The sequence below is a fragment of the Pseudidiomarina taiwanensis genome (assembly GCF_003987435.1).
GTDB lineage: Bacteria > Pseudomonadota > Gammaproteobacteria > Enterobacterales > Alteromonadaceae > Pseudidiomarina > Pseudidiomarina taiwanensis.
Genome location: NZ_PIQG01000002.1, coordinates 331,701 through 355,482 on the forward strand (window position 1 = coordinate 331,701; position 23,782 = coordinate 355,482).

General features: G+C 50.7%; 22 protein-coding genes and 1 pseudogene. 8 read left to right on the forward strand and 15 right to left on the reverse strand.

What is annotated here, in order from left to right; translation table 11 throughout:
* Nucleotides 1-42: 42 nt before the first annotated feature.
* Nucleotides 43-798 carry a two-component system response regulator ArcA gene (gene arcA, locus CWI83_RS05470; protein WP_126826836.1) on the forward strand — a complete coding sequence of 252 codons (756 nt, stop codon included), beginning with the start codon at nt 43-45 and terminating at the stop codon, nt 796-798.
* On the opposite strand, the gene CWI83_RS05475 is transcribed toward arcA, so the two are convergent.
* Entirely contained in the window at nt 775-1,116 is a 342-nt protein-coding gene (locus tag CWI83_RS05475) for an Hpt domain-containing protein (RefSeq protein ID WP_126826839.1), read from the reverse strand. The genes arcA and CWI83_RS05475 overlap by 24 nt on opposite strands.
* Nucleotides 1,117-1,304: 188 nt before the next feature.
* Between CWI83_RS05475 and folE2 the strand changes: the two genes are divergently transcribed.
* The 5 genes from folE2 (at nt 1,305) to CWI83_RS05500 (ending at nt 6,627) form a co-directional block, all read left to right on the forward strand.
* Nucleotides 1,305-2,243 carry a GTP cyclohydrolase FolE2 gene (gene folE2, locus CWI83_RS05480; protein WP_241969877.1) on the forward strand — a complete coding sequence of 313 codons (939 nt, stop codon included), beginning with the start codon at nt 1,305-1,307 and terminating at the stop codon, nt 2,241-2,243.
* A 64-nt stretch (nt 2,244-2,307) separates the two neighbouring features.
* Nucleotides 2,308-3,324 (forward strand): adenosine kinase, encoded by a 1,017-nt coding sequence (locus CWI83_RS05485; protein ID WP_126826841.1) that lies wholly within the window; start codon nt 2,308-2,310, stop codon nt 3,322-3,324.
* Nucleotides 3,325-3,335: 11 nt separating this feature from the next.
* Nucleotides 3,336-4,700: an adenosylhomocysteinase gene (gene ahcY, locus CWI83_RS05490; protein ID WP_198677252.1), complete on the forward strand. Its 1,365-nt coding sequence runs from the start codon at nt 3,336-3,338 to the stop codon at nt 4,698-4,700.
* Nucleotides 4,701-4,716: 16 nt separating this feature from the next.
* Entirely contained in the window at nt 4,717-5,286 is a 570-nt protein-coding gene (locus CWI83_RS05495; protein WP_126826847.1) for a GNAT family N-acetyltransferase, read from the forward strand.
* A 15-nt stretch (nt 5,287-5,301) separates the two neighbouring features.
* Complete coding sequence (locus CWI83_RS05500; RefSeq protein ID WP_126826850.1) at nt 5,302-6,627, forward strand: NAD(P)/FAD-dependent oxidoreductase; 1,326 nt, start codon at nt 5,302-5,304, stop codon at nt 6,625-6,627.
* Nucleotides 6,628-6,629: 2 nt separating this feature from the next.
* Here CWI83_RS05500 and CWI83_RS05505 read toward each other — a convergent pair whose 3' ends face one another.
* The 11 genes from CWI83_RS05505 to mdh all read right to left on the reverse strand — a co-directional run bounded on the left by CWI83_RS05505 (nt 6,630) and on the right by mdh (nt 18,166).
* On the reverse strand, nt 6,630-7,778 hold the full coding sequence (locus CWI83_RS05505) for an ABC transporter permease (protein WP_241969878.1): 1,149 nt from the start codon (nt 7,776-7,778) through the stop codon (nt 6,630-6,632).
* Complete coding sequence (locus CWI83_RS05510) at nt 7,775-8,509, reverse strand: ABC transporter ATP-binding protein (RefSeq protein WP_126826853.1); 735 nt, start codon at nt 8,507-8,509, stop codon at nt 7,775-7,777. The genes CWI83_RS05505 and CWI83_RS05510 overlap by 4 nt, the downstream gene beginning before the upstream one ends.
* Nucleotides 8,510-8,518: 9 nt before the next feature.
* Nucleotides 8,519-9,988 carry an alpha/beta hydrolase gene (locus CWI83_RS05515; protein ID WP_126826856.1) on the reverse strand — a complete coding sequence of 490 codons (1,470 nt, stop codon included), beginning with the start codon at nt 9,986-9,988 and terminating at the stop codon, nt 8,519-8,521.
* A gap of 99 nt (nt 9,989-10,087) precedes the next feature.
* On the reverse strand, nt 10,088-10,597 hold the full coding sequence (folA, locus tag CWI83_RS05520) for a type 3 dihydrofolate reductase (RefSeq protein ID WP_198677253.1): 510 nt from the start codon (nt 10,595-10,597) through the stop codon (nt 10,088-10,090).
* A gap of 24 nt (nt 10,598-10,621) precedes the next feature.
* Nucleotides 10,622-11,788, reverse strand: coding sequence for an Obg family GTPase CgtA (cgtA, locus tag CWI83_RS05525; protein ID WP_126826859.1), 1,167 nt, complete (start codon nt 11,786-11,788; stop codon nt 10,622-10,624).
* Nucleotides 11,789-11,866: 78 nt separating this feature from the next.
* Nucleotides 11,867-12,124, reverse strand: coding sequence for a 50S ribosomal protein L27 (gene rpmA, locus CWI83_RS05530; protein WP_126826881.1), 258 nt, complete (start codon nt 12,122-12,124; stop codon nt 11,867-11,869).
* 17 nt (nt 12,125-12,141) lie between these two features.
* A complete protein-coding gene (rplU, locus tag CWI83_RS05535) occupies nt 12,142-12,453 on the reverse strand; it encodes a 50S ribosomal protein L21 (protein WP_126826884.1) in 312 nt (103 codons plus the stop codon).
* 254 nt (nt 12,454-12,707) lie between these two features.
* On the reverse strand, nt 12,708-13,679 hold the full coding sequence (ispB, locus tag CWI83_RS05540; RefSeq protein ID WP_126826887.1) for an octaprenyl diphosphate synthase: 972 nt from the start codon (nt 13,677-13,679) through the stop codon (nt 12,708-12,710).
* A 137-nt stretch (nt 13,680-13,816) separates the two neighbouring features.
* Nucleotides 13,817-16,432 (reverse strand): TonB-dependent receptor plug domain-containing protein, encoded by a 2,616-nt coding sequence (locus tag CWI83_RS05545; protein ID WP_126826890.1) that lies wholly within the window; start codon nt 16,430-16,432, stop codon nt 13,817-13,819.
* Nucleotides 16,433-16,552: 120 nt separating this feature from the next.
* Entirely contained in the window at nt 16,553-17,149 is a 597-nt protein-coding gene (gene rrtA / locus CWI83_RS05550) for a rhombosortase (protein WP_126826892.1), read from the reverse strand.
* An 84-nt stretch (nt 17,150-17,233) separates the two neighbouring features.
* Nucleotides 17,234-18,166: a malate dehydrogenase gene (gene mdh, locus CWI83_RS05555; protein WP_126826895.1), complete on the reverse strand. Its 933-nt coding sequence runs from the start codon at nt 18,164-18,166 to the stop codon at nt 17,234-17,236.
* A 194-nt stretch (nt 18,167-18,360) separates the two neighbouring features.
* Here mdh and argR point away from each other — a divergent pair, with 194 nt between their 5' ends.
* A complete protein-coding gene (argR, locus tag CWI83_RS05560; RefSeq protein ID WP_126826898.1) occupies nt 18,361-18,828 on the forward strand; it encodes a transcriptional regulator ArgR in 468 nt (155 codons plus the stop codon).
* Here argR and CWI83_RS05565 read toward each other — a convergent pair.
* Nucleotides 18,825-19,745, reverse strand: a complete 921-nt coding sequence (locus CWI83_RS05565) for a Dyp-type peroxidase (protein ID WP_126826900.1) — start codon at nt 19,743-19,745, stop codon at nt 18,825-18,827. The two genes, argR and CWI83_RS05565, sit on opposite strands and share 4 nt — an antisense overlap.
* 108 nt (nt 19,746-19,853) lie before the next feature.
* On the opposite strand from CWI83_RS05565, the gene CWI83_RS05570 reads away from it, so the two are divergent.
* Complete coding sequence (locus tag CWI83_RS05570; protein ID WP_126826903.1) at nt 19,854-21,650, forward strand: DUF885 domain-containing protein; 1,797 nt, start codon at nt 19,854-19,856, stop codon at nt 21,648-21,650.
* A gap of 40 nt (nt 21,651-21,690) precedes the next feature.
* Here CWI83_RS05570 and CWI83_RS10695 read toward each other — a convergent pair.
* Nucleotides 21,691-22,989: pseudogene (locus CWI83_RS10695) on the reverse strand (S41 family peptidase); the annotation flags it as partial.
* Nucleotides 22,895-23,782, reverse strand: a complete 888-nt coding sequence (locus CWI83_RS05580) for a hypothetical protein (protein WP_126826909.1) — start codon at nt 23,780-23,782, stop codon at nt 22,895-22,897. The pseudogene CWI83_RS10695 and the gene CWI83_RS05580, both read right to left, overlap by 95 nt.

A 23,782-nucleotide genomic window follows, 5' to 3' on the forward strand; every position in this document is an offset into this window, starting at 1 on the left:
TTACTCCTTTTCAACATTTGTTAATGGACAGCAGGACGCAACATGAGCGCAAGACTTTTAATTGTCGAGGATGAAGTCGTTACTCGAAACACCCTGACCCGATTATTTCAGCAAGAAGGCTATGATGTGTTTGATGCGGCAGATGGCATGCAAATGCAACGCATTATGGCGCGCCAGCAGGTTGATTTAGTCATTATGGACGTTAACCTGCCGGGTAAAAGTGGTATCCAGCTCGCTGAAAAATTACGCGAGCAAGAGAACATTGGCCTGATCTTTTTAACGGGTCGTGATGCTGAGGAAGATCGTTTGTTGGCGCTCGAACTTGGGGCTGATGATTATCTTATTAAGCCGTACAATCCGAAAGAATTGATCATTCGGGTCCGTAACTTATACCGCCGTATCGAAGCTCTGAAGCAGCAAGAGCGTGAAATTGGCCATGAAAGCGTGGTCTACGAGTTCAACAACTGGCGCCTCGAGAGTGACAGTCGCTGCTTGTTTGCACCTGATGGCACGGTTTATCGTCTGCCGAAAAGTGAATATCGCGCGATGGAATTATTTGTCACCAATCCGGGTAAGATTCTTGACCGCGAGACCTTGGTGAAGAAAATGCTAAACCGTGAATTGCGACCTAACGACCGCACGGTTGACGTCGCGATTCGTCGGATCCGCCGACATTTTGAGAATCAAGGCGATGCACCGAATCTGATCACCACGATTCACGGCGAAGGGTATCGCTTTATCGGGCAAGTTAACGTGCGTTATCTCGAAGCGCCGTCATTGAACGCCCCGAGCAACTAACCAACGTTTTAATTCGGCTTGATGTTGTGGCTGCTGTTTGGCCCACGCATCAAGCCGTTTTTCTAGCTCTTCCCACTGCCAAGGTTGGCGCTCGATCAATTCCATTTCACTGGCCAATTCATGCAAGCCGACCGAACGACAGGCTCCTTTTAACTTATGTGCTTGGCGGCGGGTTTCTGTTTCATCGCGCTGAGCAACTAAATGCTGCATCAGTTCAAGATAACCTCCGATGTTATCTGCGAACGTCTCATACATTTCGCCGACGCCCTCAGTACCGAGCAAATCGTAATATTGCTGAAGTAGTTTTTCATCGATCATGATTGGTCTCCTTTCCTCGCCAAGCGAGCCGATTTATCCCTATTACTTCGATTACTGCTATCGAATTTCTTTACTGCGACTATTGAACCCTATCTGGCAAACTATCGTAAACACGTTAGATCGAGTATACTTACGCCCCCGTATTTTGGGAATGCTGAAATTCACGTAACGTTTGGAGCCGTATTAGCATGCCAACCGCAACCCCAACGATGATGCCAGACATCGCGAACCAGACCAAAGCGCAAACTGAAGGGACTTTGGATTGGGTCGGGATGAGTAATATTGAGATGCCCGTGGTGGTCGGAGCCGCCAACGAACCGGAGCGTCCAGTCAGTGCCCGCGTCGAAGCGTTTGTCAATTTGACCGACCCCAAAGCGAAAGGCATTCACATGTCACGACTCTATTTATTGCTCGAAGATTTATCGAACAATAATGCGCTTAACTATAGCACGCTTAAAACTCTGTTAAACGATTTTATTAGCAGTCATGATGGGCTTGCAAACCAAGCGTTTGTGCAATTTGCCTTTGATTATCACTTACGCCGTAAATCGCTGATTAGTAAAAAGCAGGGGTGGAAAGCGTATCCAGTGGTGATTACCGGTCGATACAACCAAGGTAACCTTGATCTGCAACTCGCGGTTGAAGTGCCTTATTCATCGACTTGCCCATGCTCAGCAGCGCTGGCGCGGCAACTCATCCAAGATGCGTTTGCAGAGCAATTCGGCACCGATGAAGAAGTCGATGCAGAATTGGTCCATCGTTGGCTCGGCACAACTCAAGGGATTGTCGCTACGCCGCATAGTCAACGCTCAATTGCTGAAGTCAAAGTTAAATTAAGTGAGCAAACCACTGAGTTCCCAGTGGTCGAACTGATCGATGCGATTGAAGATGCTTTACAGACGCCTGTGCAGGCTGCTGTGAAACGTGAAGATGAGCAAGAATTTGCCCGTTTGAATGGGCAAAATCTCATGTTCTGTGAAGATGCAGCGCGGAAACTTCAGCATGCCCTAAACCAAGAATCGCAATACGCAGATTTCTGGATTCGGGTGAACCATTACGAATCATTGCATGCTCATGATGCAGTGAGTATCACCACCAAGGGGATCACTGGCGGTTTTAGCGCCTGATTTGTGTACCCGAAGTTCCGGCTGGGTTATACTACGCAGCCGGAATTTTTTTGTTTGAGTCACTATGAAAACAATCGACATCGTTGGCATCGGCAATGCCCTCGTTGACCAAGAATTCGAGGTCACGGACGAATTTCTAACCCAGCATCAAATCGAGAAAGGCATGATGACCTTGATCGAAGATGCCGATCAAGAGCGCCTTATTGCAGAACTCGCAAAACGCGGCGAATTAAAGAAACAATCAGGTGGCGGATCAGCTGCAAATTCACTGGTCGCCTTTGCCCAATTTGGTGGCAAAGCTTTTTACTGCTGCAAAGTTGCCGATGACCAAGCCGGCCAATTTTACTGCGACGACCTTGAGCAGATCGGCATCACCACCAATACCGGTCACACGAAGCATGAAGGTAAAACCGGTCGCTGCTTGGTGATGGTCACCCCTGATGCTGAGCGGACCATGCGCACCTATCTTGGCATTACCGCTGATCTCTCCACCGCAGAGCTCGACGAAGATGCGATTGCCAAGGCCGACTATTTATATATTGAAGGTTACTTAGTGACGTCACCGATTGCTCGCCAAGCAATTGCCCGCGCCAAAGAAGTTGCGCGCGCGCACGGCACCAAGATTGCAATGACCTGTTCTGATCCGGCAATGGTGAAATACTTCCGAGACGGGATTGATGAGATCTTAGCCGGCGGCGTCGACGTAATGTTCTGTAATCAAGAAGAAGCTCGCATCCTGACCGGTACTGATGATGAACAAGCCGCGCTGCAACAGCTGCGCCAGCATGCGGACATTGTCGCTATCACACTCGGCAAACGCGGCGCACTGTTAGGCGATCGCGACCAACAAGTCGCGGTGCCTGGCGTTAAAGTTGAGGCGCGTGATACCAATGGTGCGGGTGATATGTTTGCCGGGGCCATGATGTTTGGACTCACCCGCGGCTATTCACTGGCCGCCTGCGGTGCGCTTGCGAGCCATGCTGCGGCTGAAGTGGTGACCGAGTTCGGCCCGCGCTTAAGCGCCGATCGGCAGCAACAATTATTGATTCGCTTACAACATAATCCCGAATTTAATTCATGAACGAGGTTGTCATGCAAGATTACAAAGTAGCTGATATTGGCTTAGCCGATTGGGGTCGCCAAGAAATCAAAATCGCTGAAACCGAAATGCCGGCTTTGATGGCAATTCGACGCAAATATGCCGACAGCAAGCCACTCGCTGGCGCGCGTATTATCGGCTGTATCCACATGACCATCCAAACCGCAGTCCTGATCGAAACTCTGATTGAACTGGGGGCCGAAGTGCGTTGGTCATCGTGTAATATTTTCTCGACGCAAGATCATGCTGCTGCTGCAATGGCCGCTGCTGGCGTGCCAGTATTTGCTTGGAAAGGCGAAACCGAAGAAGAATATGAGTGGTGCTTAGAGCAAACGTGTCATAAAGATGGTGAGCTTTGGGATGCCAACATGATCCTTGACGATGGCGGCGACTTGACCCTATTGATTCATGACAAGTACCCGCAGATGCTCGATAAGATTCACGGCATCACTGAAGAAACGACCACGGGTGTTCATCGTTTATTAGAGATGCTGAAAAAAGGCACGCTGAAAGTTCCTGCCATTAACGTGAATGACTCAGTGACCAAATCAAAGAACGATAACAAATACGGTTGTCGCCACTCTTTGAGCGATGCCATCAAGCGCGCAACTGACCACCTATTGATGGGTAAAAAAGCCTTGGTGATTGGTTATGGTGACGTGGGTAAAGGCTCAGCTGCGAGCTTGCGCCAAGAAGGCATGATCGTAAAAGTCACTGAGATTGATCCAATCTGTGCAATGCAAGCCTGTATGGACGGTTTTGAGGTGGTCTCACCTTATATTGATGGTATCAACAGCGGTGCTGCCAGCTCGATTAATAAAGAGCTACTGGCCAATACCGATTTGTTGGTGACTACCACAGGTAACGTCAATGTGTGTGATAAACACATGTTGGCGGCACTTAAGCCAACTGCACTCGTGTGTAACATTGGTCACTTCGATAACGAAATCGATACCCTTTATATGCGTGAAAACTGGCGTTGGGAAGAAGTGAAGCCACAGGTTCACAAAATCTATCGCAGCGACGCTGAAAACGACTATTTGCTGTTGCTCTCAGAAGGCCGTTTGGTCAACTTAGGTAACGCTACCGGCCATCCAAGCCGGATCATGGATGGCTCATTTGCCAACCAAGTGTTGGCACAAATGCACTTGTTCGATGAGAAGTTCGCTGACTTGCCAGCGTCTGAAAAACCTGCCAAGCTTCGGGTTGAGGTATTACCGAAGCAACTCGATGAAGAAGTTGCGCGTTACATGGTTGAAGGGTTTGGTGGGGTTGTCACCAAATTGACTGAGACCCAAGCGGATTACATTCACGTGGCGGTTGAAGGACCATTCAAGAGCGACGACTACCGCTACTAAGCGAGTAATAGGTTCCATGGAAATAACCTACAAAGAACTAACGGCCGCCGATCACGCGGCCGTTATTGAATTAGGCAATCGGGTTCACGGTGACAATTATCTGACCGAGGCGAACCTGCAGGATTACGCCGCGCGAGGGCTCTACAAAGGCGTCAACTTAAGCTGGTTGGCTTTTGTCGATGGCAAACTTGCGGGGATTCGACTGACTTTTGCGCCAAGCCAGTGGGATACTGAAACGGACACCACACCGAGTGCTTGGCGCGTGCCCGCTGAGCAAATGGTTTACTTCAAGTGTTCCGCAGTAGATTCAAGTATTCGTGGTGCGGGGCTCGGCCGAGGCTTATTAAAGCAATCCATCGCTGCCGCTAAGTCTGTTGGCTGCAAAGCCGGGCTTGCGCACATATGGCTGAACAGCCCAAACAACAGTGCTTACGGTTACTTTAGTAAATGCGGTGGCGAATTAGTTGCAGAGCATGCCAACCGTTGGCACTACATCTCGGTGCATGAGGGCTACCACTGCCCGGTCTGTGATGGCATCTGCCATTGCTCTGCGGCAGAAATGATCCTCTATTTCGACCAAGACTAAATGAGAGCGGGCGCCATGTATGATCCCCTTGTCGATGCGCGCCCGGACCCACAGGCTGCGCCCGCGTCCAGTTATTGGCAGGCGCATACCCATACGGTTTGGCCCGAACCCCAGCAACCTCCAACACAGGCGGATATGGTTGTCATCGGTGGCGGCTATACCGGTCTTAACGCGGCCCTCGAGTTAGCCGAACGCTATCAACAACAAGTCGTCCTGCTTGAGGCCAATCAACTTGGCTGGGGCTGCTCGACTCGAAATGCCGGCTTTGCGATGCCAGGTACCGGACGGCTGGGTTATCAGCAATGGGCCGAGCGACTTGGTGAACAAACTGCACAAGCGATTCAACAGGAATATCGGGCTGGGTTTGCACAGCTCGAGCGGCATCTTGCCGCCTGCCCTGAGCAGTTGCAAATTCAGCGCGGCGGTTATTTAAAAATTGCCCATAAAGCCAGTACGGTCGCGGCGTTAAAACGCCAATACGAGGCCCTTAGTGCGTACGAGCCAAGCACCCGCTGGCTTGATTATGAGGCGACCCAAGAGCGACTGAAAAGCCCCCAAGCACACGCCGCTTTGCACTTTACCCATAGTTTTGGTGTGAACCCGCTGCTGCTAGCTAGCAGCATTGCCCGTCAAGCTGCCGCGGCAGGCGCACAACTGTGTCCACACCAGGTGGTCGAGAACATTGAGCGTAACGCCAATGGCTTTACGGTCCGTACCCAAACGCAACAGATTCAAGCTCATAAAGTACTGATTTGCAGTAATGGCTATACCCCCAACAAACTCCATCCAGCCCTGCATGGTCGCAGCTTACCGGTACTCTCGAGCGTGCTGGTCACGCGGCCACTCACAGCCACAGAATTAGCGGCTACCGGGTTAACAAGTCAGCATTTAGTGATGGATACTCGGGTCCTGAAATATTACTTCAGGCTGTTGCCAGATAATCGGTTATTGTTCGGTGGGCGCGGCGCGGTTCGTGGTAAAGATGCCAATAAAGCAAAGTATGCGCGGCATTTATTGGCTGCCCTTGCGGCGACTTTTCCACAATTACAGCGTTTGAGCCAACAGCCTCCTGATTATTTTTGGAGTGGCTGGGTGAGTGTTGCTTTAGATGATTATCCGCGGATTTATTCCCCAGAACCGGGGCTATTTACGGCGATGGGCTACTGCGGTTCAGGGGTGACCTTTACCCAAGTCGCTGGCCAACGCTTGGCGCAGTTAGCGATGGGCGAGCAACTGCCCGCCCTGCCGTTCTACCAATCTGAATTGCCGCGCTTTCCACTGGCCAGCTTGCGCCGTCTTGGCCAGTGGGGCTTTTACCAATGGGCGCGGCTGACGCAATAAAATTAGAGCCCAAAGACCACTTTTTCGCTACGCAGCATGCGACCAATCAAAGCCAACAACAGCCCTGATAACGCTAGCGTCGCTACAGCACTTATCCCCATTGCGGCATATTGCAGATTCTCGCCTTTGATAATATCAAGTAGGGCCTGATGCTGACCGGTCAGTGGCAAGTAATAGAGGATCGGTGTTTTAATCCGCGCGAACTCAACTCCGAATACCGCCAACATAGGCACCATCAGCAAGAACGAGATGTAGGTCTGTGCCTCTTTAAAGCTTTTCGCCCGGAACGAGACAAACAACTGCAATGCGGTCGCCAGCAGCGCTAACGGTAACAATAGCAACATGATTAAAAACACATGAGCGGTCGCAATATCGACACTGATACCGATATTTTGCAGCGGTAAAAATTTAAAGATAAGCGGGATCAAAATCACACTTAAGACGCCACCAAACATGGCAAAACAACTTGCGGCAAGGGCTTTGCCCCAAACCAATTGCTGCGCGGTAAGGGGTTGCGACAACAGCAGCTCGAGGGAGTTGCGTTCGCGTTCACCGGCACTGATGTCAATCGCGACGTTCATCCCAGAGAAGAACACTGAGAGCAACATAAAGACCAGCACAGACCCCATCAACAATACCGCTCGTGAGCCTTTGGTGGCGGTATCCTGTTTGACTAAATCAAGCGGTTGCATTAAGCGTGGATCAAGCCCGCGCATGAGCAAGCGCATGGAGCCAAGTTGGCTACTATAAGCATTAACCGCCGCTTCGACCCGACGGATATCGGCGCGCTGCTTCTGCGCTGAGAAATCAGCGGTTAAGGTCACTGCCACCGGCTCGGCACGGGCGATTTTGTCAGCCCATTCAGGGTCGATTTCAAGCACAATTGGTTCACGCCCGGCAGGCCAGGGTTTATCGCGTTGAACGATGCCCCGCTCCGCCAAAAACTGAGTAAAGGCCGGCGCCGCTTCGGTCCCTTTGAGATCAATCTCGACATCGCTTTCGCTGGTGAGCTGGCTTATCAACATATAAAAAGCCGCCGCCATCAGCAGCGGACCGAAAAAAGCGTAAGACATAGCCGCCATCACTGAACGCTTATCACGTACGGCATCTTTAAGCTCTTTTAACCAGACAATTTTAATTTGTTGCATCATGCTGCGATCCCCTCATCGGTGCCGATGATCTTCACAAAGGCCTCTTCTAAGGCGCTTTCGCCGGTGAGTTCACAAAGTTCTTGCGGCGTGCCCTGTGCGGCGACTTTGCCTTTGGCAATCACCACCACTTGGTCACAGAGGGCAGCCACTTCTTGCATTACGTGGGATGAAAACAAAATACTGGTGCCCTGGCTGCGCAGTTCACGCAATAAGTCACGTAAAATGCGCGTACTCATTACGTCTAGTCCGCGACTCGGTTCATCCAAGATAAGGTGTTTGGGCTGATGCACAATCGCTTGTGCCAGTGCAACTTTCATCCGCTGGCCCTGCGAGAAACCGGTGGCGCGGCGATCGGCAATCGCGACCATGTCGAGGCGCTCCAACACCTGCTGCGTAGCGGCAGCTGCTCGCGTGCTATCCATACCGTGTAAACGGGCAAAGTACATGACTTGCTCGCGCGCGGTTAGGCGCTCATATAAGCCGAATTTATCAGGGAAAATACCAATCTTTTTGCGTGCAGCAAGGGGATCTTGCTGGGCATCGATGCCATCAATCAAGGCCGCCCCGGTATCCGCCTGCAATAGGCCATAAATGGTCCGTAAACAGGTGGTTTTGCCGGCGCCGTTCGGGCCGAGCAAGCCGGTAATCTGTCCCGCTGGACAACTAAAAGTAAGACCATCAAGGGCGTGGACGTCACCAAAACTTTTGCGCAGTTCTTTCACTTCAATCATGAGCTCTCCTTAGCGACCTGCGCCGTTTTCGTTGAGGATAAAGGGCAAAGGTTTCGCCTCTTGTAAGCAGCTGTCATCAAGCTCAGCGAGTTGCAAGGTATCGATAAACTGTGCGGCTAAATCATTGGCACAGGTGTGCGAGACAATCGTGTGTGAACCCTGCGGTGCGACTAAGTGACGACTATTACTTAACGTTTCAGCTGCCAAATCGCCCCATGCAACTGGGGTGACTGGATCAAGCTCACCCGACAACAGTAGCGTTGGTACATCACTTACCACAGGCTCAAACCAACTGTCCGGGCGCTGTTGCTGAGGCCACACTGAGCACATTGCGGCAAAGCTCTCACCGGTACGGCCTCCAATAAAATCATTATCGGCATCCGCTGCCAGTAACTCTGGCGTCGCCCGCGGCATATCTTCACTACATAAAACGGACAGCGTCAGCCCCAGATAAAGTGGTTGTTGGCTCATCAAACTGCCCATCAAGCCAAGCAGCGGCTGATAGTTTCGCGCTGCGGTCTCGGTAATAATGAAAGGCAACATCGATTGGCTCATAGGTGAGTACAATGCAGCTCGCAGCACATCGGTAAAGCGACCTGCGGTAAAGCGCAATTCAACGGGCTCGTTGCTTAAAGGGTCGTTAACCGTCAACAGTTCAGGATTTTGCTGTAACTGGCTCAGTGCTTGTTGAAAACTTTGCTCAAGATTAGGAAACGCCTGCGCACAAGCGCTATCGGCTGCGCAACGCTCGAGCATTTTGGCAAACGCATCGGCACCATGCCGACCAAACGGCCCCACCACCACTTGCACCGGGGCTAAAGCGTCTAACACGGCACTGCGGACACTCTCTGGAAACTCACGTAAGTAAACAAGCCCAGCACGACTGCCATACGAGCCACCATAAAGGTTCACTTGTGGATAGCCAAGATGCTCACGTACGGCTTCGAAATCCTGAATGGCATGGACACTATGATATTGGGTGAGATCGCGATCGACATACTGCGCCAGACACTCCAGTGCCATTAATGATGGATCCATCTCTTCGTCGCGCAGGCTAAGCATCGCAACAGAATCTTCAGCGCAACTAAGCGGGTCTGATTGGCCCGTGCCACGCTGATCGATAAGTAATATATCGCGATTCCGACGGACCTCTTTGAAGATGCGATTTATTCCCGCAGCAAGTTCGGTCGCAGCCTGACCGGGGCCACCGGCTAAAATGAGTAGTGGATCATTCCGCTTACCTTCGCTAACGGCGGGTAATACCGCATAGTTAATCGAAATCGTTCGACCATTATCAGGCTCAGTGTAATTCTCAGGCACAACCAGCGCACCACAAAGTACTTGCTCCGAGATATTCTCGAGATAGCAAGGGGTAAGTTTCGGGGTGCTAGCAACCTCTGTCTCAGCCTGTGCGGATATTGGCATAGTAAATACCATTACGGTGCCAACTAAGGTTAGCATCAATGCGAGCTTGTTCATGAGTTCCTTCCCATATAATCAGACAATGCTATGAGTCTACCGACTCCATTATCAGATGCCCAGTAAAACAGAAAGGTAAAGTTGTAAAGAAAGGTGTCGCTACCGCGCCCGCTGCCAGACGTTAGTGGTAAATGGATGGGGATTGTTGCTGTCGGCTGGATGCTCGACTCGCTCGAGTAACTGCCATTCAGCGATCGCCTGATAATCAGGGAAATAGGTATCGCCTGCGGTTTCAAGATCGATATCGGTCAGATACAGACGCTCAGCATGAGGTAAAAAGATCTCGTAAATCGTCCCCCCACCGATGATCATCAGCTCATCGCTGTGAGTTTGTTGCTGCGCCACCTGCACGGCTTGCTCTGGGCTGCCAACCCAAACCACTCCTTGGGCATCGGTTACAGCAGCTGGGTACTGGCGTGACACTACGATATTGAGGCGTCCGGGTAACGGGCGACCGATCGATTCATAGGTTGCACGCCCCATCACTACAGGTTTACCGAGGGTGACACGCTTAAAATGCTGGAGTTCGGCGGGCAGATGCCATGGCATTTGCCCATCTTTACCAATCACTCGATGCTTTGCCATCGCGGCAACCAGTGCAATTCGCATGCCCGCTTATCCTTTTATGCTTGCTTAAGGCTTGTAGATGATTTCAACATCGTGGTCATCATCATCGTCAAAATCGTCATCACCGAAGTCATCATCAAAGGCTTCGAGTTGTTCATGATGATAGTTATCCCACTTGAATTCAACCTCTGCGGGCTGCTCTTGTTCAGCTTCTGGCTCTTCTTTCGGTAAGCTCTCAAGATGCTCAAGCACAGCTTTACAAAGCACGTCAGTACCCTGCTTCGCCAGCGCGCTGATTTGAAATACCGGACCGTCCCATGCCAGTGCTTCTTTTACTTGCTGTAAGCGCTCAGCGATGGTGTCGTCATCAAGCAAATCCGTCTTATTCACCACCAACCAACGTGGTTTGGCGGCCAGCTCTGGGCTATATTTTTCCAGCTCATGGACAATTTTCACCGCCTGTTCGGCAGGGTCGGTATCATCGTATGGGGCTAAATCGACCAGATGCAGCAATAAGCGGCAGCGCTCAAGGTGTTTCAAGAACCGAATCCCGAGGCCAGCACCTTCAGCGGCGCCTTCAATCAAACCAGGAATATCGGCAATGACAAAGCTGGCGTGTGGCGCTGGATTCACCACACCAAGGTTTGGAATCAAAGTAGTAAATGGATAATCCGCAACTTTAGGCTTGGCCGCTGAAACCGAGCGAATAAAGGTCGACTTACCGGCATTTGGCATCCCTAACAAACCGACATCGGCAAGCAGCATCAGCTCTAACTTAAGCTGCCGAATTTCACCTGGAGTACCGTTAGTTTTCTGGCGTGGAGCACGGTTCGTTGAGCTCTTAAAGCGGGCATTGCCGAGGCCATGGAAACCACCCTTGGCAACCATCCGTCGAATCCCATGCCGGGTCAAATCGCCAAGCACTTCACCGGTTTCGAGATCCGTTGCCCGAGTTCCCACAGGAACCTTAAGCACCACATCTTCGCCGCGCTTGCCGGTACAGTTTTTACCCATACCGTTTTGCCCGCGTTGTGCTCTGTGAATGCGCTCAAAGCGATAATCGATAAGGGTATTGAGGTTTTCGTCGGCTTCTAGATAAACGTCGCCGCCATCCCCGCCGTCACCACCGTCGGGGCCACCTTTAGGAATGTATTTCTCACGCCGAAAACTGACCACGCCATTACCGCCGTCGCCTGCTTCTACGCGAATTTCGACTTCATCTACAAACTTCATGATTTCCTGCCTGCCAATATGAAAAAACCCCGCCACACCGGACGGGGTTTCTAATCTCTTCGCTAGCTTGAGAGTAACTTATTCAGTTACGATGCTAACGTATTTGCGGTTCTTAGGACCTTTCTCCGCAAAAGAAACTTTCCCGTCCGCTAATGCGAACAAAGTGTGGTCACGACCAATACCAACGTTGTCACCAGCGTGGAACTTAGTACCACGTTGACGCACGATAATGCTACCAGCGAGAACTGATTCACCACCGTAGCGTTTTACACCCAGACGTTTACTTTCTGAGTCACGACCGTTACGAGTTGAGCCTGCGGCTTTCTTGTGTGCCATCTGTCGTTACTCCTTAATTAACCGTTGATACCAGTGATCTTAACTTCAGTGTACCACTGACGATGACCTTGACGTTTCATGTGGTGCTTACGACGACGGAACTTGATGATGTTCACTTTGTCGGCACGACCGTGGTTAACCACTTCCGCTTTGATGGATCCACCAGAAACAAATGGCGCGCCGATTTTAACGTCGTCACCGTTCGACAGCATAAGCACTTGGTCGAACTCAACTACTTCACCGGTAGCTGCTTCCAGTTTTTCCAGGCGGACGATTTGGCCTTCAGTTACACGGTGTTGCTTACCGCCACTTTGGAATACTGCGTACATAGATTTTCTCCGATATGCCCAGTTGGGCGCCTAGATTATTCAATTAGGGCGCGAATTGTACATAAAGTTTTGGGGGGAGTAAAGGGGCTTATTGGTTATTGGTTATTAGTTATTGGTTATTGGTTATTGGTTATTGGTTATTGGTTATTGGTTATTGGTTATTGGTTATTAGTTATTGGTTATTGGTTATTGGTTATTGGTTATTGGTTTAACTAATAACTAGTAACTAATAACCAATAACGCTCTGCGCCCTCTTAGGCAATTCGATTGACGGCGATGTCCGCTAGCGCATCCAGTGCTTGTTTATAGAGCGAATCAGGCAATAGCGCCAGCTGCTGCTGGGCTTGCTGGGCCGCTTCGAGTGCTTTATTGCGGGTATATTCTAGGGCGCCGGTGCGCTCCATTGCCGCCAAAATTTGCTGCAATTTATCGCGGCCATCGCCTTGTTCGATGGCTTGGCGGATCATTGCACTTTCGACTTCATCGCCGTGCCACATCGCATACAACAAAGGCAACGTTGGTTTACCTTCAGCAAGGTCATCGCCCGCTTGTTTGCCCATGACCTCGCTGGCCGCGGTATAGTCGAGAATATCGTCAACCAGTTGGAACGCGGTACCAAGATAGCGACCGTAGTTGGCCAGTGCAGTCTCAACTTCGCTAGGTTGCTCGGCTAAGACGGCACCCAGTTGCGTGGCCGCTTCGAATAACTGTGCGGTTTTACCGTAAATCACATCAAAGTAACTGGCTTCGGTGGTATCTGGATCATTACAGTTCATCAACTGCAATACTTCACCTTCGGAGATCACGTTGGTCGCATCAGCAAGAATTTTCATCACCTTCATCGATTCTAAGGTGACCATCAGCTGAAACGCGCGAGTGTACAAAAAGTCGCCGACCAAGACGCTGGCTTCGTTACCAAATACGGCGTTTGCGGTTTTTTCACCACGACGAAGTTCAGACGCATCCACGACATCGTCGTGTAGCAAAGTAGCGGTATGAATAAACTCGATAATGGTCGCGAGGGTCAGGTGACCTTCACCTTGATAACCTAACGCGCGCGCAGCGGTCACTGCGAGCAAGGGGCGCAGACGTTTACCACCACTGTGGATGATATACATACCGAGCTGATTAATCAGCGCCACATCGGATTGTAATTGTTGTCCGATGAGGGTATTCACCCCCTTCATATCTTCTGCCATTAAGGCATTGATTTCGTTTAACTTCATGTGCTATTGCCGCAACGCGACGTGGTCAGAATATGAAGTCTCAGATTGTACCTGAAAATATCCGCTCGCACACCCTTTCGCGTTCGCCAATAAAAAAGCCACGCTCAATGGCGTGGCTTTTGAGTTTTACCCGGCTCTTAGAAACGATACGCAGTGCGCACGTAGTAGAAACCGCCGTTTACGCCCATCGGCGAAGTCGGTGGGTACTCAGAACCGACCACTGAACTAGCAAATGGGTTGTCATCTGGGCGGTTATCGAACAAATTCTTCGCCCCGATAGCAACATCCCAACCTTCGCTGAAGCTATACCCTGCTTCAACATCTACAGTGAGTTCAGCACCTGGGAAGATATCTAAACCACCGCCGGCATCCACGTGGTCTTCGTAGTATTTGCCATAATAGTTCAAGCGGGTGAGTAAGCGATAGTCGCCACGCTCGTAATCAAAGGTTGCGGTTGCGCGGTGTGCTGGAAGGTTATCTTCAAGCATCTGCACTTTCGCAGCATTGATGTTAGCAGGGTTGTACGAATCAACCGTGGTATCCGTCCAGTTATACGCTAAGGCATACTTCATCTCACCGCCAAACAGGTCTTGTGCATAGTTGGCGACGACATCGATACCTTGGGTTGTGGTATCGAAGTCATTGGTGAAATACACCACTGAGCTATAGCTGGTCGCATCCAAAATACCCTGGCCGAGTAAGGCTTGGATATCAGCTGGTGTTAATGGAATCGCTGAGGTTCGGCTCAAACGGTCAGTTACTTCAACATTGAAGTAATCAACGGTTAGATATAAGCCGTTATCAAGCTCACCCACTAAACCAAAGCTGTAAGAAACTGACTCTTCTGGATCAAGTGGTTTACCGCCTTTTAACGCCGCAATCGGGTTCGTTGGTGGTAACAAGGCCTGGTCTTGTAGCTCAGATCCAACGAACGCCGTGGTGACGTTGATCACGTTGCTCTGACCCACGGTCGGTGCTTTAAAGCCTGAGCTGATCGCACCGCGAATGGCCCAGCTGTCATCGAGTTGATAACGCGCTGAAACTTTACCATTGAAGGTTGAACCGAAGTCTGAGAAGTCTTCAGCACGAACTGCAAAGCCAACCATAAAGTCAGCTGAGAGATAGGTTTCAACATCAGCATAGACGGCCCAGTTGCCGCGGCTCCATTCACCTGCAGCTTCTGGTTTGATCCCTGGGAAACCATTTGAGCCGATACCGAACCCTTGCGAGGTACCCGTCACTGGGTCAAAACCAAGTGGACCCACAGCAAAAGAGGCGGGATCGCCTGCTTCTTGCTTGAAGGTTTCACGACGATACTCGATACCCGTAGCAAAGTTCACTAGGTCATAGAAGCCGTCAATATTGAAGCCTTTATGGAAGTCGATATTAAAGTTCTTCTCAAGCTGTGAGGCTGCGCCTGGCTTGAAAGAAGTTGGCGTATCTGGCCCCAATGATGGGTTCACCGTGTTGCTGATCAGATACTCGACTCGTGAATAGCCGATACCTGCACTCACATCATAACCCCAGTCATTATCGAGGTAACCGCTGGTGCCCATGACAATTGATGCGTCGGTCACAATCCCACCGAAGCGCGGTGTGAAGCCACCGGGGAACATTTCGTTAAAGGCAAAACAGTTGGCACCCACTGCGGTGCTATTATCTGCAATTAACTGATACTCCGGTGAATCGAGAACGTTGCTGCCAATTGGAACTTCAGGACAAGCAATCCCCTGGCCCACGCCATCTAGGTCGCCGACCAACAACAATGCATCACCTGCACCGTTGGTGCCGCCATCGTATACCCCACCACGAGTATGCGGATGACGATAATAAAAGCCGCCTTCAATTTCTCGCTCGGCATAATTTGCGAACATATAAGCTTCGGAATTGTCGCCTAAGTCGAGGCCGAAGTTGCCCATGACTTTGTAGTCATATTTAATTTCTGGGGTTCCCCAAATTTGGGCAGGCACCGGAACAAAGGTGTTACCGGCGTCAATAAGGGCTTGGGCGTCATCGCGCTGAACACTACGACTGGTTGGGTCGACCGTTTTATATTCCATGCTGAAATTCGCATAGCCGCGGTCTGATAATGGCAAGCCAACATTACCTGACACTTGCAACATGTCACCATCGCCTTCAGCGGTAGTTCCCCAACGCGCTTCAAAATTACCCCCTTCGTCACTATCGTTAAGGACAAAGTTGATAACCCCAGCAATCGCATCGGAACCGTACTGTGCCGCAGCACCGTCACGCAGCACTTCAATTTGTTTCAGCGCAGAGGCTGGAATAGTTGAGATATCCGGACCTTGGGCACCGTCTGATAGACCGCCGCCTAAAAAGGTAATCACAGCACTGCGATGGCGACGTTTGCCATTCACCAACACTAGGGTATGGTCTGAAGCAAGCCCACGTAAGTTGGCTGGACGTACCAAGGTTGAGGCGTCGTTGATCGGTTGGTCGTTGACGTTAAATGAGGGCACCACAGTACTCATCATATTGAGCATATCAGTCGACCCTTGGCGGGTGAATTCATCACTACCAATGATGTCGAGTGGAACGGCAGAATCTCCTACCGAGCGAGGTGCAGAACGCGTCCCCACCACCGCAATGCGTTCATCCGCCTTGACTTCAGTATCCGGTTCTTGCTCGGATACCTCTTGAGCATAAACCGCAGGGGCAACAAATGCTCCAGCGCCGTATGCTACTAGCACCGCACTTATCGTGCGCGCTAATACAGTTTTCGAAAAAGCCATAATCGTCTCCCTGGAATTATTATGATCTTGGCGTAAATTAAGTGCCTCTGTAACAAAATGTGTCCAGCTGCACTTATGTTTTACGATAAAAAGATTAGGGAGACAAGCAATACTGTCATTTTATCGCAATATTTGATCCACTCGTCGCTGCCTAAAATGATCGTATATAGCACAAGTGTAACCGGCGAGAATTCCACCCCAATGGGCTGCCACTGCGATTTCGGTATCGGGGGGTAAGGTCAAGGTGTCGTAGACCACCTTGCCCAACTGCGCGGCGACGATGGCGAGACCGCTCCAGCGCTGAATTAAGATATCGCGCACCCCACCATAGGCAAATAGAGCATAGACGGCACCGGAAAAACCGACATAGTAAAGGGTGTTCGGGTCGGCAAAAAACTGGCCAATGGCGGTCCCGAGCATAAACACTAGAATGCGCCAATACGCACGAAAATGAGCAAAGTATTCGGCGAACAGCAACCACCAAAGACCCACTCCGAATACATTCATCAAGGTGTGAGGCCAGTCGTAGTGAATGAGCTGGCCGCTAAACAAACGCCAATATTCACCCGCACGAATCGCGATATGATTAAAAATTAAGCTGTCATAAAGAGCGGGGGTCATCGCCCATTGCACTGCGAGCAGTAGCAACATTAATAGCACTGGGGGAATCATTGAGACTTGCGGCCATTCCATTGCCAGTTTCCGCCACCACGCCATAGTTGTTCCTTCTCAAATAAAAAACGCCGAGGGAGATATCATCTCGCTCGGCGCTGACAAAATCAATTATTGCTTCGGCGGGTCTTACTTGACGAAATCCAAACCGATTTGGATATCGTTGCGCAGGCCGTCAAGCATGGCTTCTTTCGCAGCTTGCTCATAAGCGCTTAGCTCACCATATGGCAGAATTTCTTCAATCCCATTTGCGCCTAAACGAACCGGATGGGCGAAGAACAAGGCATCAGTGCTATCGGTTTCAACATAGGTGCACTCGACAACACTGTTGTCGCCTTGCAGAGCCTTAACCAATGACAAGCAGAAGCGCGCTGCTGCTTGACCCATTGACAGGGTTGCTGAGCCGCCACCCGCTTTCGCTTCAACGACTTCGGTACCAGCGTTTTGAATACGCTTGGTCAAGGCGTCAATTTGCTCATCAGTGAAGCTCAGGCCAGTTTGTGACAACAATGGCAAAATAGTGGTGCCACTGTGACCGCCGATAACCGGCACGGTTACTTCAGCAGGGTTCTTACCATGCACTTCAGCAACAAAGGTTTCGGCACGAATCACATCAAGAGTGGTGACACCGAATAATTTGTTTTTGTTGTAAACGCCTTTCTTGGTTAATACCTGTTTAGCGATCGCAACTGTGGTGTTAACCGGGTTGGTAATGATACCGATACATGCGTTCGGGCAATTATCGGCAATCGCTTCGACCAAGTTGGCGACGATGCCAGCGTTAATGTTGAATAGGTCAGAGCGATCCATACCTGGCTTGCGTGGCACGCCAGCTGGGATAAGTACGATGTCAGCGCCGACTAAAGCTGAAGCAAGGTCATCTTTACCGTAGCCTTTTACCGCAACTGCAGTAGGGATGTGGCTTAAGTCAACTGCGACACCAGGAACGACTGGCGCAACATCATATAACGCGAGTTCTGAACCAACAGGTAATTGCGTTTTCAATAACAGTGATAGTGCTTGTCCGATACCACCGGCTGCACCTAATACGGCAACTTTCATCGTAGACTCCATCCATTCAAGAGGGGGAAATTTAGGCGCGAAATCGTACTGCAAATTGACCGAAATTACAACTTTTCAGGATGATCTAAGCGCCGTAATGACAAGCATTAGGTGTCCTTCCACAATTGCGGTACACTCACCTCAACACTTTCTTCAACACGCAATGAATTAGTGCACGACACAGGAGTATTTGCATGAGCAATCAGCGGACTGATGCCCTTATTGAGGCCTTTAAAGCGTTATTACGCGAAGAGCTCTATGGCTCGCAAACCGCTATTGTAGACGCCCTCAAAGCGCAAGGCTTCGACAATATTAGCCAATCTAAGGTGTCGCGGATGCTAAGTAAATATGGTGCGGTACGGACCCGTAATGCGCGTCAAGAAATGGTCTATTGTTTGCCCGCAGAGCTCGGCATCCCTTCAACTCGCGCGCCATTGACGCAATTAGTTTTAGATATTCAGCATAATGATGTGATGGTGATTATTCGCACCACTCCGGGGGCGGCCCAATTAATCGCGCGGCTACTCGACTCGGTTGGCAAAAAAGAAGGAGTGCTTGGAACCATCGCCGGTGATGACACGATTTTTATCGCCCCAGTCAAAGTCTCCCAAATCGATTTCACTCTCGAAAAGGTCAAGGAGCTGTTTGAAAACGCTGGCTAGGCGTGCGCTTCAAGAAAGTCGACTGAGGGCACGAAGAAACTGGCGTTGCTGACGGCCTCGATGTAGTCCAGGAGCGGGTCGTAATCGCCGTGGTGGTCTTCTTGATAACGGCGTTTGAGCCAGCTGATGAGGTCGGCGGGTTGCGCGCTAAAGTAGAGCCCCAACAAACCTTGTTCGCGCAAATCTCCCCATGGCATATTTTGCTGTAAAATCCGCAGCGGCTGCTCATCATCATTGAGCAGGCGTGCTTTTTGAGCGTGGGTGACCATGCTCAAGACCGCTTCACTAATCTTTTCGCCGGTGCGTTTATTGCGCCCCATGACATGTTCTTGCATCTCTACTTCAAGCTGCTCCCAGCGGCGCAAGTCGTGGCGAAACTTTTGCAGAAACAAATAGCTGCCGGCGCTGAACTGGGGATCTTCCTCACTACTGAGCAGCGCCACTTGTTTACGACGCAACCCACGTGGATTCTGCGGTGCCTCAATAAAGCCGGTTAAATCACGGCCATCAAGAAAGCGGAAGGTCTTAATTTGCTCGACCAGTTCGACATCGTAACCCAGCCAATTCAAAATGGTGCGGCTGGCATGAAAGGTGACATCAAAGCGGTCGGAACGTACAGTAACGAGTAAATCAACTGAGCTGCGTGGTGCTTGCCGATCGCCGTCGCGAAGGTCCGGAAAGGCATTCAGTTGCAACGGGCGTTGCTGTGGATAGAGAACATCCCAGTAATCATTGCCAATGGCTACATAACCATTCAACATAGCCTCAGAGAAACGGTCATCAAGCTCGTTCAATAAGGTCGGGATCCGCGCAAGTTTACGCCGAATGCTCTCAACGTCATCCGTCATCACGTTAAAGAGCAAGGTCAGCCCGTGCAGATTGGGTTCTGCATAAATACCTGATTGAGCTCTTGCCATCGCGTCCTCTGTTAGCTTGGTCCGATTAAACTTGCAGCGCATAGTTTGTCACATACAATGGCTGCTGTGTATCTGAAATTACTTGATTCGAATTAAAGGAAGCATACCATGACTCAGCTGTCTGTGTTTAAACCCAAATTTGTGACCCTTGCGGTACTTCTTAGCCTTGGTTTGCATGGTTGTGCAGCCACGCAATCCGAGCCACAAACAAGCGCGGCGACTAGCCAACAACAGCAATCTGCTGACCAAGCTTTTAACCAGCTAGCAGATAGTATTTGGCAGGGCATGCAAGCGCAGCGGCAAAGTGCTGAGCTACCCGATATGTCGGCTGCAGCGGTTGCTGAACGCGCTGAGCAACAACGGAGTTGGCTTGGACAGCTGCAAGGGGTTGATGCGAGCCAGTTGAATAAACAAAACCAAATTAACTTACGGATGCTCAGTTATCGGCTGCAAAATGACGTCGATGGTTATGACTATAAAGAGCATTACATGCCGTTAAATGCTGAAGGTGGCTTTCATAGCAACCTAGCGTTTATGGTTCGCAATACCGCGCTGCGCAGCGTCGAAGATTATCAAAACTATTTAACCCGTTTGGCCAGCGTCGAACGTTATATGACGCAACAAACCGAGTGGCTCAAGCGCGGACTAGTTGAGGGCTATACCCAACCCAAAGAGTCGATGGAAGGGTTTGAAGACAGCATTACCGCCTTTATTGTGCAGCAGCCACAAGAAAGCGTGTTTTATCAGCCATTCCTACAACGTCCACAGTTTGTCACTGAAGCGCAGTGGCAGCAGCTCCAAGCTGAAGCGCAGAGGGTCATAGACCAGCAAGTCGTGCCTGCTTATCAGGCCTATTTTGATTTTATGGTGATGGAATACTTACCAAATTGCCGTGGCAGCTTCGGCGCCAGCGCGTTACCGAATGGGCTGGAGTATTATCAGAATCGCATTAAACATTTCACCACTTTAGATATGAGCCCGGAAGAGATTCATCAAATTGGACTTGCGCAAGTTGCTCGAATTCGTGCTGAAATGGATGAAGTGATCGAAACCACAGGGTTTGACGGGAGTTTCGCTGAGTTTTTAGAGTTTCTGCGAACTGACCCACAGTTCTACGCCGAGACCGCCGAAGAACTGCTCAAAGAAGCCTCATATATTGCCAAGAAAATGGATGGTGAGCTGCCTAAATTCTTCAAGCACCTACCGCGCCAACCTTATGGTATTGCACCGGTGCCTGCGGAGATTGCGCCAAAGTACACCACCGGCCGTTATGCCGGTACCAGCCGCGACGACCGCGCCAGCTTCTATTGGGTGAATACCTATCGACTTGATCGCCGTCCGCTTTATCAACTCGAAGCATTGAGCTTGCATGAAGCCGTGCCCGGGCATCATTTACAGGGTGCTCTAGCTCGAGAAATGGAAGGCGTGCCGGGCTATCGCCAACAAACTTATATCTCAGCCTTTGGTGAAGGATGGGGCTTGTACTCCGAGTGGCTCGGTCTTGAAGCTGGATTTTACACCGACCCATACAGCAATTTCGGTCGACTCAGTTATGAGATGTGGCGGGCGGCACGACTGGTCGTCGATACTGGTATTCATGCGCTGGGCTGGACCCGCGCTGAGGCGATGGATTATATGGCGACCAATACGGCTTTGAGTCTACACAATGTGAAAACCGAAATTGACCGTTATATTACCTGGCCTGGCCAAGCACTATCGTACAAGTTGGGTGAGATTCTTATCCGTGATTTGCGGGCGGAAGCTGAGCAAACGCTAGGAACCGGATTTGATTTGCGCGAATTCCATCACGTGGTGCTGCGCAATGGAAGTATCCCATTGGATGTGCTTGAGCAAGAGGTGCGGGATTGGATTGCCACTGAGCAAGCACGCCTGCAAGCTCAGTAGGGAGTAACAATTGTAGCGGGATCTGACGGTCTGGAATCAAGCCGCGGCCTTCTGGGTAGGCCTGATTCCAACCGTCACGGACATCGCTGGTTGGATACATGGATAAACCGACAATCCAGCCATTGGGTAAAGTGCGCACAGTGGTCGGCGAAAATGCCCCACGGGTACGCTGCCCTTCTAACCGAAACCCGCGAATCCGCATACCATGGGCTAAGTGCTCGGCAGCGCTGGCTGTGATCTCACTCACTAACACCCTGCCCCCTTGATATAAACCACTTAAATCAGGACTGCGCTGCTCTTGCACTGCATGGCGGTTGATAATACTCAATGGCCGTGGCGAGGGCGCTAGGCTATTGGCGAATTGGCTCGCTAGGAGCAAACTGCCGCCGGCATTAAAACGCAGATCAACAATCAGCTCGGGCCGCACCTGTTGGGTCTGTTGATGGTTTTCGAGATCTCGCGCGACGGCGCTCAAGGCACGCTGCAAACAACGCTGGCCAGCTTCGCCATACGGCGCATCTGCAGTAAACCCTTGCAGACTGGTCAGGCCCAAATAATACTGCTCGCGATTAAGCGCACCAAACCACAGATTTTTTTCACAGCGGCTCTGCAACTCACTCTCTTCCAAAACTTGGGCAAACACTGCTTGCGCTTGCGCGCGCTCAGCTTCATCTTGGCTGAAATCACCTACCTGCTGATAGCTCTCAAGTTCCGGTGCAAAAATAAACGCATGCCGATCCCCGCTACCTTTGAGCATCTCGGTTAGGAGTTCAAACAAGGCAAGATTGGTGGCAAGGTCTGCTTGGGCGAATTCAGTATCGAGTCGCTCGGCTAGGTAGCGCCATTGCAACAGGTCACTCGGCGATAGGGGTTGATTAAACTGACTGAAAGTGGCGGCTAGCGTTTCGACATTAATTTCGGCACTGGCGACAGTTTGTACCCCGCAGTTGCTTGGCAAAAAGGATTCTCGCCGAAACACCACGGGCAGACCATCTGATTCACGTTGCAGGACTAAAAATTGCGTGTCCGCAGCAAGCCAACGGTGTTGACTGCGCAATTGATCTTGACTAAAAACTTTCGGAAGTAACCCCGCAGCGGCCATTTGACAGCTCGGCGGAGTCCATTGATAGCGGCTGATTAATCCATCGGCAACCACCAAATAACTCTGGTAGCGATCCGACCAATAGACACCATCGGTGAGTTGTAGCAGTGGCGTGCTGGAACTGCACGCCACTAACCACAAACTACAGGTAACGATCGTAAAGTATTTGCAGCGTTGCTTCAGCCGCCAGCTGACCTTGCTCAGCCCATACTTCAATTGGGTTTTCAATGATGTCATAACCACCTGAGCGAGCCTCTACGCCGGCAAAATTTTGCGGCCGTTGTTTGCTGTAACCACTACTCCCTGCACGATACTCTTTGTACGCTTCAGGAATCGCGATGCGGTCATCAGCAAGCAGCGTCGCATCTTCTAAGGACGTCATGGTGACCTGATAGCCAATGGGCTCATACTTGTATTTGTTTTCGCGATACGGCATCACCTCAAGGATCAACTTAGTATGCTTGCGTAGCATATCCATTTCGAGGCGTTGATTATCGTCTTGCGGATTGCGATCTGTGGTTTCTCGGATTTCTGAATCCAGTAGGCGCATCGCTACGTCACGGTTGACGATACGAATACCATACTTTAACAAAGTACTTTGAAAGCCGCGCTCATATTCAGCCCACTGTTGTGGGGTTAACATCGGCGAGCGATTGCTGTATTGATAACGACGGTTTTCTACCCCAACTTGGACGCTTTGCGAATCTGGGATAAAGGTACCTTCGTTGCCCGTAGCTTGCGCGTTGACGCTTACCCGGCGCTGCATGTGCCAATCAGAGACCATACCACTAAACGGCTGACCGACGAGCACCACTAACTTGGGTCGCCCTGCTTCTTTATAGGCCTCGCGAAATGTCGCTTCATCTACTTTGAGCATCTGGATGTCGGTTATTTCTTCAGCGCGCTGCTGATCAAAATAACTGCTGTTCATCATCTGCCCAGCGGGCGGGTCTTGTGCCAGCGCTGCAGCAGAGCATACCAGCCCAGCGACAAGCGCAGTCGTCACCCGATTGTATTTGCGTTTAACCAT

Excerpts from the sequence above, each read along its gene's own strand:
- arcA (WP_126826836.1), top strand. The coding sequence starts at position 43 with ATGAGCGCAAGACTTTTAATTGTCGAGGATGAAGTCGTTACTCGAAAC.
- CWI83_RS05475 (WP_126826839.1), bottom strand. The coding sequence starts at position 1,116 with ATGATCGATGAAAAACTACTTCAGCAATATTACGATTTGCTCGGTACT.
- folE2 (WP_241969877.1), top strand. The coding sequence starts at position 1,305 with ATGCCAACCGCAACCCCAACGATGATGCCAGACATCGCGAACCAGACC.
- CWI83_RS05485 (WP_126826841.1), top strand. The coding sequence starts at position 2,308 with ATGAAAACAATCGACATCGTTGGCATCGGCAATGCCCTCGTTGACCAA.
- ahcY (WP_198677252.1), top strand. The coding sequence starts at position 3,336 with ATGCAAGATTACAAAGTAGCTGATATTGGCTTAGCCGATTGGGGTCGC.
- CWI83_RS05495 (WP_126826847.1), top strand. The coding sequence starts at position 4,717 with ATGGAAATAACCTACAAAGAACTAACGGCCGCCGATCACGCGGCCGTT.
- CWI83_RS05500 (WP_126826850.1), top strand. The coding sequence starts at position 5,302 with ATGTATGATCCCCTTGTCGATGCGCGCCCGGACCCACAGGCTGCGCCC.
- CWI83_RS05505 (WP_241969878.1), bottom strand. The coding sequence starts at position 7,778 with ATGATGCAACAAATTAAAATTGTCTGGTTAAAAGAGCTTAAAGATGCC.
- CWI83_RS05510 (WP_126826853.1), bottom strand. The coding sequence starts at position 8,509 with ATGATTGAAGTGAAAGAACTGCGCAAAAGTTTTGGTGACGTCCACGCC.
- CWI83_RS05515 (WP_126826856.1), bottom strand. The coding sequence starts at position 9,988 with ATGAACAAGCTCGCATTGATGCTAACCTTAGTTGGCACCGTAATGGTA.
- folA (WP_198677253.1), bottom strand. The coding sequence starts at position 10,597 with ATGCGAATTGCACTGGTTGCCGCGATGGCAAAGCATCGAGTGATTGGT.
- cgtA (WP_126826859.1), bottom strand. The coding sequence starts at position 11,788 with ATGAAGTTTGTAGATGAAGTCGAAATTCGCGTAGAAGCAGGCGACGGC.
- rpmA (WP_126826881.1), bottom strand. The coding sequence starts at position 12,124 with ATGGCACACAAGAAAGCCGCAGGCTCAACTCGTAACGGTCGTGACTCA.
- rplU (WP_126826884.1), bottom strand. The coding sequence starts at position 12,453 with ATGTACGCAGTATTCCAAAGTGGCGGTAAGCAACACCGTGTAACTGAA.
- ispB (WP_126826887.1), bottom strand. The coding sequence starts at position 13,679 with ATGAAGTTAAACGAAATCAATGCCTTAATGGCAGAAGATATGAAGGGG.
- CWI83_RS05545 (WP_126826890.1), bottom strand. The coding sequence starts at position 16,432 with ATGGCTTTTTCGAAAACTGTATTAGCGCGCACGATAAGTGCGGTGCTA.
- rrtA (WP_126826892.1), bottom strand. The coding sequence starts at position 17,149 with ATGGCGTGGTGGCGGAAACTGGCAATGGAATGGCCGCAAGTCTCAATG.
- mdh (WP_126826895.1), bottom strand. The coding sequence starts at position 18,166 with ATGAAAGTTGCCGTATTAGGTGCAGCCGGTGGTATCGGACAAGCACTA.
- argR (WP_126826898.1), top strand. The coding sequence starts at position 18,361 with ATGAGCAATCAGCGGACTGATGCCCTTATTGAGGCCTTTAAAGCGTTA.
- CWI83_RS05565 (WP_126826900.1), bottom strand. The coding sequence starts at position 19,745 with ATGGCAAGAGCTCAATCAGGTATTTATGCAGAACCCAATCTGCACGGG.
- CWI83_RS05570 (WP_126826903.1), top strand. The coding sequence starts at position 19,854 with ATGACTCAGCTGTCTGTGTTTAAACCCAAATTTGTGACCCTTGCGGTA.
- CWI83_RS05580 (WP_126826909.1), bottom strand. The coding sequence starts at position 23,782 with ATGGTTAAACGCAAATACAATCGGGTGACGACTGCGCTTGTCGCTGGG.